Origin of the sequence: Methylosinus sp. KRF6 (genome assembly GCF_018887255.1) — a bacterium.
GTDB classification, from domain to species: Bacteria; Pseudomonadota; Alphaproteobacteria; order Rhizobiales; family Beijerinckiaceae; genus Methylosinus; species Methylosinus sporium.
In genome coordinates, this window is the sequence record NZ_JAHLJF010000001.1 from 2,294,989 (window position 1) to 2,307,609 (window position 12,621).

At 65.8% G+C, this 12,621-nt stretch carries 7 protein-coding genes; 6 read left to right on the forward strand and 1 reads right to left on the reverse strand.

The window, feature by feature from the left end; all coding sequences use genetic code 11:
• Positions 1–698: 698 nt before the first annotated feature.
• The 4 genes from KP010_RS11105 (at position 699) to KP010_RS11120 (ending at position 8,123) form a co-directional block, all read left to right on the forward strand.
• Entirely contained in the window at positions 699–1,787 is a 1,089-nt protein-coding gene (locus KP010_RS11105; RefSeq protein ID WP_142862692.1) for a MerR family transcriptional regulator, read from the forward strand.
• A 539-nt stretch (positions 1,788–2,326) separates the two neighbouring features.
• Positions 2,327–3,721 (forward strand): MFS transporter, encoded by a 1,395-nt coding sequence (locus KP010_RS11110; protein WP_142862693.1) that lies wholly within the window; start codon positions 2,327–2,329, stop codon positions 3,719–3,721.
• 31 nt (positions 3,722–3,752) lie between these two features.
• Complete coding sequence (addA, locus tag KP010_RS11115) at positions 3,753–7,220, forward strand: double-strand break repair helicase AddA (RefSeq protein WP_216280875.1); 3,468 nt, start codon at positions 3,753–3,755, stop codon at positions 7,218–7,220.
• 87 nt (positions 7,221–7,307) lie between these two features.
• Positions 7,308–8,123 carry a lipopolysaccharide assembly protein LapB gene (locus tag KP010_RS11120; RefSeq protein ID WP_146188376.1) on the forward strand — a complete coding sequence of 272 codons (816 nt, stop codon included), beginning with the start codon at positions 7,308–7,310 and terminating at the stop codon, positions 8,121–8,123.
• 219 nt (positions 8,124–8,342) lie between these two features.
• Here KP010_RS11120 and KP010_RS11125 read toward each other — a convergent pair whose 3' ends face one another.
• Positions 8,343–9,239: a DUF2778 domain-containing protein gene (locus tag KP010_RS11125; protein WP_371824208.1), complete on the reverse strand. Its 897-nt coding sequence runs from the start codon at positions 9,237–9,239 to the stop codon at positions 8,343–8,345.
• A gap of 630 nt (positions 9,240–9,869) precedes the next feature.
• On the opposite strand from KP010_RS11125, the gene KP010_RS11130 reads away from it, so the two are divergent.
• Both KP010_RS11130 and adh read left to right on the forward strand, forming a co-directional pair.
• On the forward strand, positions 9,870–10,847 hold the full coding sequence (locus KP010_RS11130) for a helix-turn-helix domain-containing protein (protein WP_216280877.1): 978 nt from the start codon (positions 9,870–9,872) through the stop codon (positions 10,845–10,847).
• A gap of 137 nt (positions 10,848–10,984) precedes the next feature.
• Entirely contained in the window at positions 10,985–12,502 is a 1,518-nt protein-coding gene (gene adh / locus KP010_RS11135) for an aldehyde dehydrogenase (RefSeq protein WP_216280878.1), read from the forward strand.
• Positions 12,503–12,621 lie beyond the last annotated feature (119 nt).

Sequence of the window (12,621 nt, forward strand, 5' to 3'; positions counted from 1 at the left end):
ACACCGCGTTTACGAAGCCTTCGCCATGAAGATTGACGCTTCGGCAAGGAATCGACAGCCTATTTTCGACGCTCCCGATTCGGACAGGGTTTGTGCGCGTCTCGTACCGCAATTCCACTTTCGGGACGGCGCGAAGAGGCCGACGATTCACCCGTCGCTAAGCCTATGAAGGCGGTGACGAGCCGAGCCACGAAGACACCGCATTTACGAAGCCTTCACCATGATGATTGACGCTTCGGCAAGGAATCGCCGCCCCTTTTTCGGCACCCCCGATTCGGACAGGGTTTGTGCGCCTCTCGTGCCGCAATTCCACTTTCGGGACGGAGCGAGGAGGCCGACGATTCACCACTCGCTAAGCCTGTGAAGGCGGCGACGCGCCGAGCCGCGAAGATTCGGCGTTTACAAGCCATTCACCATGATGATTGACGCTTCGGCAAGGAATCGACGGCCCATTTTCGGCGCTCCCGATTCGGACAGGGTTTATCCACGTCTCGTGCCGCAATTCCACTTTCGAGACGGCGGAGGCGGCGGCGCATTCACTTTTCGCTGAGCCTATCGACGCGACATCCCGCGCCTTGCGCGCGGCGGCGACGCCAGACACGGGGCGTCACTCCGCGCCGCTTCCGAGGTCGCAAAATGACGCTTGCGCCGTCCCTTGGGTCATAGATTAGACCCTGAGGAACAGGAGGGCTCGTCCAGTGAGAGAGTCGAGGCGCAAAGACGTGTTGCTGACTGCGGCGGAATGCGCGGAGCGCATCGGCGTCACCATTCGTGGTCTCAGAACCTATGAGCAGCGCGGCTTGCTGACGCCGGCCCGTTCGGCGAAGGGCTGGCGGCTGTACGGGGAAAAGGAGATCGCCCGCCTTCACGAGGTGCTCGCTCTAAAGCGCTTCGGCCTCAGCCTCTCACGCATCGCCGCGCTGCTCGAGGGGCGCGCGGTCGATCTCGACCGAACTCTGGAAATGCAGCAGTCGGCGCTCACCGAACAGCGCCAGCGCATCGGCGAGAAGCTGGCGCTCGTCGGCGCCGCCCGAACGAAGCTCTCCACGGGCGGGACGCTCTCGCTCGACGAACTCATAACGCTCGCAAAGGAGACGACCATGACGCAGACATCGCTCGACCTGATCGCGCAGCGCCGCTACGAGCAGGCGCGCCCGCGCAAGACGACGCCCGTAAATCCAGAAATCTACGATCGCTATGTCGGCGCCTATCGCTTCGACGCCATCGGGGGCGGGATCACGATCACGCGCGTCGGCGACCGGCTCTTCAGTCAAGTCACCGGGCAGGCCGCCTATGAGGTTTTTCCAGAAAGCGAGACCGAGTTCTTTCTCAAGGTCGTCCCGGCTCAGCTCGTCTTTTCCATAGACAGCGACCAATCAGTGAATGCGCTGACGATCCATCAGAACGGCGTCGAGCTGGTCGCGCGGCGGATCGATGAAACGGAGGCCCAGCGCGCAGCGGATGAGCTGACGCGCAGAATCCATGATAATCGGCCGCAGCCGGACAGCGAAGAAGCGATCCGCCGAACGATCGACGAAGCCCGGCGTGGAGAGATCGACGCCGCGCGCATGACGGAGCCGCTCGCCACATTGGCGCGCGAGCGAGCGGAGGCGGTCGCGGAGGAGCTCTCGGCGAAAGGCGCGCTCGGGGAGATTCGCTTCGTCGGCGTCGGCGTGGACGGCTGGGACGTCTATCGCGCGCAATTCGAAAAAAACGAGACCGAATGGCGCATCGACCTCGCCCCCGACGGCCGGGTCAGGGGCCTTTTCTTCCGCACGCTGCCCTGAGAGGCCCGGCAGGCCGCGCCGCCACGGTGAGCGAGCGGCGTGGTCGCGCGCCGAGGCGCGGCGTTCACGAAGCCTCACCTCGCTGATTGACGCTTCGGAAAGGAATCGGCCGCCGTTTTTCAGCGCTCCCGATTCGGACGTGGTTTGTGCGCGTCTCGTGCCGCCGCTCTCACTTCGGGACGGCGGAAACGGGCATGGGATTCACTTTCCGCTAAGCCTATCGGCGCAGCTTCCTGCGCCATCGAAGACACGAAGCCTCCACCACACTTTTTGACGCTTCGGAAAGGAATCGGCCGCCCATTTCCGCCGCCCCCGATTCGGACGGGCTTTGTCCACCTCTCGTGCCATTCTTCCCGCTTCGAGACGACGCCACGCAGCCGAAGATTCACGTCTCGCTAAGCAAAAGATCGGAGCCGGGGGCGGCGACCGCCTTCGATAGCGGTCAAACTACATTTCTTGTATGGTTTCCCGAAACGGCCTTCGATCCTCGCAAACGCCGGATCGACGCGCTGCATTCGGACAGGGGCGAGGAATTTGAAATGGCTCTCGAAGGGTCGGATAAAAGCTACAGAAATCGCATCATCTTCGCGAGCCTCGTCGGCACGACGATCGAATTCTTCGACTTCTACATCTACGCCACCGCCGCCGTGTCGGTGTTTCCGCTCTTGTTCTTCCCGGCCGGCGCGGGCAGCGCGGCGCTGCTCGCCTCCATGGCGACATTCGGCGTCGCCTTTGTCGCGCGACCGATCGGCTCCGTGCTCTTCGGCCATTTCGGCGATCGCGTCGGGCGAAAAGCGACGCTGGTCGGCTCGCTGCTACTGATGGGCCTCGCCACTTTCGCCATCGGCCTTCTGCCCACCTATCATCAGATCGGCCTGTTCGCGCCGGTCCTGCTCACCATTTTCCGTTTCAGCCAGGGCGTCGGCCTCGGCGGCGAATGGTCCGGCGCGGCGCTGCTCGCCACCGAGACCGCCGATAAGGGCAAGCGCGCCTGGGCGGCGATGTGGCCGCAGCTCGGCGCGCCTTTCGGATTCATTCTCGCCAATGGATTCTTTCTGACGCTCACCATTCTCTTCGCTTTCGATTCCACGCGCGCGACGCCGGACGAGCATTTCCTCGCCTGGGGCTGGCGGCTGCCCTTTCTGCTCTCCATTCTGCTGGTCACACTCGGCCTCTATGTGCGCTTGAAGCTGCATGAGACGCCGGTCTTCGCCCGCGCCTTGGAGCGCGGCGAGAAATTGAAATCGCCGCTCGCCCATGTGTTTCGCAACAATGCGAAAGAGCTCCTGCTCGGCACTTTCATCATGGTCGCGACCTATGGTCTCTTCTATCTGATGACGACGTGGATTCTCTCCTACGGCATAGGCAAGGTCGCGCTCGGCAATCTCGGCATAGGCTATCGCGATTTCCTCGTGCTGCAGCTCATATCCGTGCTGTTCTTCGCCGGCTTCATCCCCGTCTCTGGGCATCTCGCCGACAGGATCGGACGCCGCAAGCTGCTGCTGATCGTGACGACCGGCATTGTGCTGTTCGGCCTCTCCTTCCGCTTCTTCCTATCCAAGGATCTCATCGGCACGGGCGAGAGCGCCAATCGCGGGCTCATTCTGGTTTTCCTCAGCATCGGCATGTCGCTGATGGGCCTCACCTTCGGGCCTATGTCGGCCATATTGCCGGAACTCTTCCCCACCAACACGCGCTATACGGGCTCGGGCGTCTCCTATAATCTCGCCTCCATACTCGGCGCGGCGCTGACGCCCTTTGTGGCGACATGGATCGCGCAAAATTACGGAGCGGAATCGGTCGGCCTCTATCTCGCCGTGCTCGGCGCCTCGACGATCGTCGCGCTCCTCTTCGCCAAGGAGACGAAGGCGACCGATCTCGACAGCATGATCGACGAGGTGGTGGCCGAGAACATAGAGAAGACATCGCCGTAGAGCGCTTTCCTTCGCTCCGAATGGAAATTGGATGAGCGACAGACGCCCCATCGCCAAGGACACGCGGGAGCGGCAGCGCGCCGCTTCCGATCCCGCGCAATCGGCCTGGGTCGCGGCCCATGCGGGCTCGGGCAAAACGCATGTTCTCTCACAGCGCGTGGTGCGGCTGCTGCTGGCCGGCGCTCCGCCTTCGCGCATTCTCTGCCTCACTTACACAAAGGCCGCGGCCGCCAATATGGCGGCGCGCATTTTCGATATTCTCGCCGGCTGGGCGCTGCTCGACGATGAGGCGCTGACCGCCGCCATTCTCGCCACCGGCGCGCCGCAGCCGTCGCGCGCGGAGCTGGTCTTCGCGCGGCGCCTGTTCGCGCGCACGGTGGAGACGCCCGGCGGGCTGAAAATTCAGACCATCCACGCCTTTTGCGAAAGGATTCTGCATCTCTTTCCCTTCGAGGCCAATGTCGCGGCGTCCTTCCGCGTGCTCGACGATTTGGAGCGCGCCGAGCTGTTGGAGCGCGCGCGACGGCAGACGCTCGCCCGCGCCGTGCTGGACGAAGGCGAATTGCGCGCGGCGCTTGAGACGGTGTCGCGGCTCTGCTCGGGCGGGGGCTTCGACGAGTTGATCGCGGAATTGCTCGGCCATAGGGCCGCGCATCGCAATCTGTCGTCCGGCGATTATGCGGAGCTGCTGCGCGAGCGCTTAGGGCTGCGCGAGGGCGAAACGCTCGAGGCGGTGGAGCGGGAGATTATCGAAGGCGGGCTTTCGCCTCGTGACTGGCCGGGAATCACGCAGGCGCTGCGCGGCGGCGGCGCGAATGATGGGAAGCTCGGCGCGCAATTGATGATCGCTGCTGGGCTGGCCGGCGGCGCTAATGACCAGCGCTCGGCATGTGTCGAGGAATACTTGTCGGTCTTCTTCAAGAAGGACGGCGAGCCGCGCGGGCTCGGCAAGCAGAAGATGATCTCGGCCGCACTGCAAAAGCAGCAGCCCGCATTGCTGGCGCGGCTCGAGGATGAGCGCGATCGGCTCGTCGCGCTGGTGGAAAAGCGCAAGGCTGCCGCCGCTTTCGATCGCTCCATGGCGCTGGCGCGGATCGGCGACGCCATTCTCTCCGCCTATGAGCGGATGAAGAGCAATCGCGGCCTCTTCGATTTCGACGATCTCATCGAGCGCACGCGCCGGCTGTTTCAAAGCTCGAGCCCCTCCTGGGTGCTCTACAAGCTCGATTCGCGCATCGATCATATTCTCGTCGACGAGGCGCAGGACACGAGCGCGGCGCAATGGGACATATTGGCCGCGCTCGCCGATGAATTCTGCGCCGGCGCCGGCGCCACGCAGCGCATCCGCACCTTCTTCGCCGTGGGCGACGAGAAGCAGTCGATCTTCTCCTTTCAAGGCGCCGCGCCGGAGAAATTCGACGCCATGCGCCGCGATTTCGCGCGCCGTTTCCGCGACGCCGAGCTCGGCTTCGAGACGGTGCGGCTGACGCGCTCCTTCCGCTCCTCGCCGCAAGTGCTGGGCGCGGTGGATATCGTCTTCTCCGTCGAGGAGAACAGACGCGGCCTCGCTGCGGACCGCGACGAGCCCGCGCCATTGCACGAGGCCTGGAAGACCGATGTTCCGGGTCTCGTCGAAATCTGGGAGCCAGAGGCGTCCGCGGGCGCGGAGACGCCGCCGGATTGGCGCCTGCCGCTCGATTATGTGAACGAGGCCGGTCCGCCGGCGCGGCTCGCGCGCAAGATCGCACGCAAGGTGAAGGCGCTGCTCGCGCCGCAAAATGGCGAATGCGTCGAGGACAAGGGCGCGATGCGCCCCGTGCGGCCCGGCGATGTGATGATCCTCGTGCGCAAGCGCGACGCTTTTTTCGAGGGCGTCATTCGCGCGCTGAAGGCGGAGGCGATTCCCGTCGCCGGCGCCGATCGTCTCGATCTCTCCGGCCACATCGCAGTCATGGACCTCGTCGCGCTCGGCCGCGTCGCGCTGCTGCGCGAGGACGACCTCACTTTGGCGACGCTGCTGAAATCGCCGCTCTTCGGCTTCACCGATGATGATCTCATCGCCCTCGCGCCCAAGCGCGAAGGCGCGCTCATCGATGCGCTCGCCGCCTCGCCGGAGCCGGCGCATAGAGAGGCGGCGGCGCGGGTAGACGCTTGGGCGCGCGAGGCGCGCACGCGCGCGCCATTCGATTTCTACAGCCATATTCTCAGCGCCGGCGGCGGGCGCGAGAGGCTGGTCGGGCGGCTCGGCCAGGAGGCCAATGACGCGATCGACGAATTTTTGCGCCTCGCGCTCTCCTTCGAGCGCGAGCAGGCGCAGGGCCTCGCCGGATTTCTCGCGGGAGTCGAGAGCCTGCAGCTCTCCGTCAAGCGCGACATGGAGGCGGCCGGCGACGCCGTGCGCGTGATGACCGTGCACGCCTCCAAAGGGCTGGAGGCGAAGATCGTCTTTTTGCCGGACACTTGCGGCGGCCCCTCCGGCCGGCATGATCCGAAGATCTTCCGGCTCGGCGAGGAAGATGGCGCGGCGCTGGTCTGGTCCAGCAATATGGCCGCCGATCCGCCCGCCGTCGCCAGCGCGCGCGAGGCGCTACGCGAGGCGGCGCGGGAGGAGCATCGCAGGCTGCTCTATGTGGCGCTGACGCGCGCCGAAGAGCGGCTCTATGTCGGCGGCTTCCATGGGCCGGCGGGACGCGGCGCCGGCTGCTGGTACGACGCGATCCGCAACGCCCTCGAGCCCGCCTGCGACAGCGCGCCGGACCCGCTCGACGAGACGAAGCAGATTTTGCGCTATGGCGATGCGGCGCATGGCGCGACGGCGGCGAACGAGACGCGAGAAGCCACGGCGACCATCGTCCCGCTTTACGCGCGCGCGCCGGCGCCGGAGGAGCGCGCGCCGGCCCCGCCCCTGCGGCCGGCCACCGCGCTGGCGGCCGCCGATCCTTTCGCCGGCGAGGAGAATTCCGCCGCGCCGACGCGGAGTGACCGCGAGCGGCTGCTGGTCGGACGGCTCACCCATGCGCTGCTGCAACGCCTGCCGGACACGCCGCCGGAGCGGCGCACCGAGGCGGCGCTGCGCTTTCTGGAGCTGCGCGCCGCCCCGCTCGACGCCGCGCAACGCAAGGCGCTGGTTTCCGCCGTGCTCGCGGTGATCGGCCATGGCTCGCTCGCGCCTTTATTCGGTCCGGGCTCGGCGCCGGAGGTGGAGATCGTCGCCCGGCTCGACAGCCCACGCGGCGAGATCGCCATTTGCGGCCGCATCGATCGCCTCGCCGAGACGGAAACCGACGTCATCGTCGCCGATTTCAAGACCGGCGCGCCGCGCCATCCGGCGACGCCGGCGCAATTGCGGCAGCTCGCCGTCTATCGCGCCGCCGCGCGGCGGCTCTATCCGCACAAAAATGTGCGCTGCGCGCTGATCTTCACGCAGAGCGCGACGATAGAGGAGCCGGAGCCCGAGGCGCTGGACGCCGCGCTGGAGGAGATTTTGGGGGAGGTGTGAAGCGAGGGAAACGCCGGACGCGCTTTCGCCGCGATCTTCGTCTAGTTTTCGTCATTATTGTCGACGCGCACATTTTGGGATCGGACCATGGAGATCGATCGCGGGGACCGCATCGCCCCGCCGCCTTCGCCGGAAAAGAGCCGACTCTGGATCGGCGTGGTCGCGGCGGTCGCCGGGGCTCTCGGCCTCGCTGTCGTCGTCGCGCCCGAGTTCGGCGATTTTTTGCGCCGCGAGGCCTATACGGCCGCGAACGCCGTCGGCGCGCCGACCCCGGCCGACGAATTTGCGCCCGTCTACGCCCGGCTGGAGATGGAGCCGCTGCGCGCGCGGCTGGTCGCCTCTCCGAAAATCTCGACGCAGCTCGCCAAGCTGCTGCGCGAGCCCTGCGACAAGCGCGCGATCACGGCTCTCGCCGAGGCGCTGATCGCCGAAGGAGAGGAGCGCGTCGCGGCGCGAAGCTTTGGCGGCTTTGCCGCGGCCTGCCCGGACAGCGCCATGGAGAAAGGCCGCGCCGGCGAATTGTTCCTGCGCATCGGCGACGCCGACACCGCGTTGAAGATCGCCGACGCGCTGATCTCCGAACAGCCGATCTATGCGGATTTTCATTATCTGCGCGCGAGGGCGCTGTTCGCGGCCAAACGCTATGACGCCGCGATCGGCGAATATAAGACGACGATCGAATTGTTCCACGATCGCGCCAAAGTGCATGAGCGCGTGTTCGTCGATCTCGCCAACGCCTATGTCGCCGTGGGCAAGCCCTGCGACGCGGCCTTCACGCTGTTTTCCTGGATCGCGCTCGATCCGCCGCGGCGCGGCACGCCGGGAGCGCGCAAGCGCGTCGAGGAATATGGCGCGCTCGGCTGCCGCAAGCTACCGGCATTCGACGAGCCGAAGGGATTGTGATTGTGAAAACCGAAAACGATCGATGCCGAGGAGCGGCGAGCGGGCCACGTCTCTAAAGCATGTGGGAAATTTCACATGCGGCCCAATAGGAGTTCCCCCTCGTGCTTCGAGACGGCCGCTGCGCGACCTCCTCGGCATGAGGGGGAAGGGTCGCAGTCCTTCGCATCAGGAGGAAAGAACCATTGCTTCCTCGGGAACGATTGCTTCGAGCGGGAACGCTCACAGCTTGCCGACGACGACGAGGCGCTTGATCTCGCCGCGCTCGAAGGCGCGCAGGAAGGCGGCGTAATTCTTGAACGACACGCAGCCGTTGGAATCGCCGCGCGGACCGAGCATGTAGGTATGCGCGAGCAGGCCGGCGCGGCCGAAGATGGCGCCCTCGCCGCCGATCGGCGTCAGCCTGATCGCGCGCACGCCATGAAACGGGCGCTCGCGGAAGGTGAGATCGTAAGTATGCGGCGGCGTGACGCCACGCATCCGCACATGCGCGAAACGCGGATCGTCGAATTTGTCGCCGAGGCCCGAATGCGCCTCGAGACGCGTGCCGTCCGGCAGATAGACCGTATGTCCGCTGATGTCGTAGACGGCCGTCTGATTGTCATAAGCCGCCGTCGGATTGCCGCGCGTCACATTGCGGAGGCCGTCGAACAGCCCCATCTCCGGCGCCGCATAGGCGAGCGCCTCGCCAGTCGGCCGTAAGGGACCGAAGACCTTCTCGAAAAAGGAGCGGCTATCCTCTTCCGGCGCCGGCGCGGAGGCCGTCTTTCGCGCGCTGCGGATGATGGGCATGTGCACGCGCAGGCCGAATTCGGAAGGACGCGGCGGCGGCAGCGGCGCGCTGTCCGCCTCCTCCTCCGCGATCCGCTGCGCGGCGGGTGGAGCCGGCGTCGCGGCCAAAGGCGACGGCGAAGAATGGGGCGTCTCCAGCGCGGCGACTACCGTCTTGGGCGCGACATGCGAGCGCAGATCGCCGACCAGCACGCCGAAGGGAATGGAGAAGGACGGCGCCTCGATCGAGGCCGTCGTCTCGGCGGGGGAGTCGATCTCGAACGCGGCAGCCGATGGCGCGGCGGTCTCCTCCGCGCTGCGCATGGCGAGACCCGCGAGACCGCCCACTGTGAGGGCGCCTGCGACGAACAGAGTCGAGATCAAAAGGCGGCGAGATATTTCACGGCGCGACAATGAATTGAGCAAGGATCGTTCACCGGGATTCTTACGCATCCACCCCCACTTTCGGAAACACTTCCGTTACGCACACTGTCGGAGAGCTTCATGTGAAGCCGATCGACTACGCCACCCGCGCCCAGAACGAGGATCAACTCTCAGACCCCGAGCGTTCGAGAAACTGAAGTTACAATTTGGCGGTTTTTTGTCCGCTCTACGTAACTACAGCTGAAGTATTTACGCGGTCGACACGTCGAATCTTTTCGTTCGACTGACGTGAGCTTCACCGGCTACGGAAGGGAATTATGAATCAATATAGTAAACATTTCGGTAAACCCTACGCATAATGCCCATGGGCGCGACAAACCGCGCCGCGCCGCGGCGGTCACGGTTCGCGCCTCGCCTACCAGACTCTAGTCCTTTGTTTTGACGCGTTTCCAACGCCGAACCGGCGTCCACTTCGGCTGGACACGCTTGTCGGTCGAAAGCTGCATTCGCGCAGGGCGCCGAGCGGACGCAAGGGAGGTGAAAGCATCCGCGCGCCGCGCTATGCTGACCCGTCCTCCCATGGGAGAGCCAGGAATGGAACGGCGCGAGGTGAGCCATATCGACCGGGTCCGCTCGGTCGTCGATGACGATGCGGCGCCCGCGGCCTCGGCGGTCGCCGCTTCATGGCGGCGCTGCGTCACGCTGCATGGGCTCGACCCGGATGCGCGCCGCGCGCCGGATTTGATCGAAGCGGCGGCGCTCCAGGACGCGCGGGAGCGGCTCGCGCCGCTGCTGCGCGCGGCGCGCAAGCCGCTCGATCGCCTGTTCGCGGCTGTCGCCGAGCTCGGCTGCTGCACATTGCTCAGCAATATCGAGGGCGTGCCGCTCGAGCGGCGCAGCGCCGAGTCGGATGCGCCGGATTTCGACGCGCGCGGCCTGCGTCCGGGCGCCGTCTGGAGCGAGGCGCGCGAGGGCACCAACGCGATCGGCGCCTGCCTCGCCGAAGGCCGCGCGCTGACCATTCATCGCGATCAGCATTTCCACACGCGCAACACGGGGCTGAGCTGCGCCGCGGCGCCGATCTACGATCATGAGGGGCGGCTCGCCGCCGCCCTCGACGTCTCCAGCAGCCGCGAATCTCTCCCCAGCGGCGTGGTCGCGCTCGTCGCCGTCGCTGTCGCGGAGGCCGCGCGGGCGATCGAGGCCGCGCATTTCCGCGAGGCCTTCGCCGGCGCGCGCATATTGACGGCGCCCTCCGAGCGCGGCGCGGCCTTGCTCGCCGTCGATCGGCACGATCTCGTCATCGGCGCGACACGCGCGGCGCGGCTCGAGCTCGGCGTCACCGACGCGCGCATAGCCTCGCAGCTTCCCGCCGCCGATCTTCTCGCCGGCGGCGGCGAGGCGGAGGCCACGCTGCAAAACGCCGAGCTGGAAGACGCCGAGCGCGGCGCCATTCGCCGCGCCCTCGCCCGCGCCAATGGCAATGTCACCGCCGCCGCGCGCCTGCTCGGCGTCAGCCGCGCCACGCTGCACCGCAAGCTCGGCCGGCTCGGATTGTCGCAGGGACATTAGATTCCGTCCCGACTGTCGCAAATCTGCGACACCTCGAGGCCATTCCTGCGTTTCCCCCACTGGCGCAGCCGGCCGCGCGGGCGGATGATTTCCCCCCGACGCCGCAAAGGCGCGTGAAACAGTCAAGGGGAAACGTCATGACGAGGCCCGAATTCCTCCGCTCCGCTACGCCCAAATTCAAGGCGCGCTATGAGAATTTCATCGGCGGCCGCTGGGTCGCTCCGCGCGCCGGCCGCTATTTCGAGAATGTGACGCCGGTCAACGGACAGATTCTCTGCGAGGTTGCGCGCTCCGACGAGACCGACATAGAAATCGCGCTCGACGCCGCCCATGCCGCCAAGGACGCCTGGGGCAGAACCAGCGTCGGTGAACGCGCGCGCGTTCTCAACGCGGTCGCCGATCGCATGGAGCAAAATCTCGCGGCGCTGGCGGAAGCCGAGAGCTGGGACAATGGCAAGCCGATCCGCGAGACGACCGCGGCGGACGTTCCGCTCGCCATCGATCATTTCCGCTATTTCGCCTCCGCGATCCGCGCGCAGGAAGGCGGCATATCGGAGCTCGACCACGACACGGTCGCCTATCATTTCCACGAGCCGCTCGGCGTCGTCGGGCAGATCATTCCGTGGAATTTTCCCTTGCTGATGGCGGCGTGGAAGCTGGCCCCGGCGCTCGCCGCCGGCAATTGCGTGGTGCTGAAGCCGGCCGAGCAGACGCCCGCCTCGATACTCGTATGGGCGGAGATCGTCGGCGATCTTCTGCCGGCGGGCGTCGTCAATATCGTCAACGGCTTCGGCCTCGAGGCCGGCAAGCCGCTCGCCTCCTCGCCGCGCATCGCCAAGATCGCCTTCACCGGCGAGACCAGCACGGGACGGCTGATCGGCGAATATGCCGCGCGCAATCTCATCCCCGCGACATTGGAGCTCGGCGGCAAATCGCCCAACATCTTCTTTGCCGATGTGGCGGCGGAGGACGACGCTTTTCTCGACAAGGCGCTCGAAGGCTTCGCCATGTTCGCGCTCAATCAGGGCGAAGTATGCACCTGCCCCAGCCGCGCCCTGGTGCAGCGAAGCATCTATGACAAATTCATCGAGAAGGCGGTGAAGCGCGTCGGCGCCATCGTGCAGGGCGATCCGCTCGACGCCAAGACGATGATCGGCGCGCAGGCCTCCAAGGAGCAGATGGAAAAAATCCTCGGCTATATCGACATCGGCCAGAAGGAAGGCGCGGACATATTGATCGGCGGGGGCCGCGCCGAACTCGGCGGCGATCTTTCCGGCGGCTATTATGTGAAGCCCACAGTGCTCGCCGGCAACAATAAGATGCGCGTGTTCCAGGAGGAGATCTTCGGACCCGTCGTCTCGGTGACGGTGTTCGACACCGACGAAGAAGCGGTGGCGATCGCCAATGACACGATCTTCGGCCTCGGCGCCGGCGTGTGGACGCGCGACGTCAACCGCGCCTATCGCGTCGGCCGCGCCGTGCAGGCGGGACGCGTCTGGACCAATTGCTATCACGCCTATCCGGCCCATGCGGCCTTCGGCGGCTACAAGCAGTCCGGCATCGGCCGCGAGAATCATCGCATGATGCTCGATCACTACCAGCAGACGAAGAATCTGCTCGTCAGCTATAGCCCGGACAAGCTCGGCTTCTTCTGAGCGTCCGGCCGGGGCGGCCGTCTCCTCCCTGCGGCCGCCCCGCTCCCATCAAATTAAAGACCTAAGTAAAAAACCGAAGGCTACTTGCTCTATTCGTTCCGATGTAATCAATAGGTCGC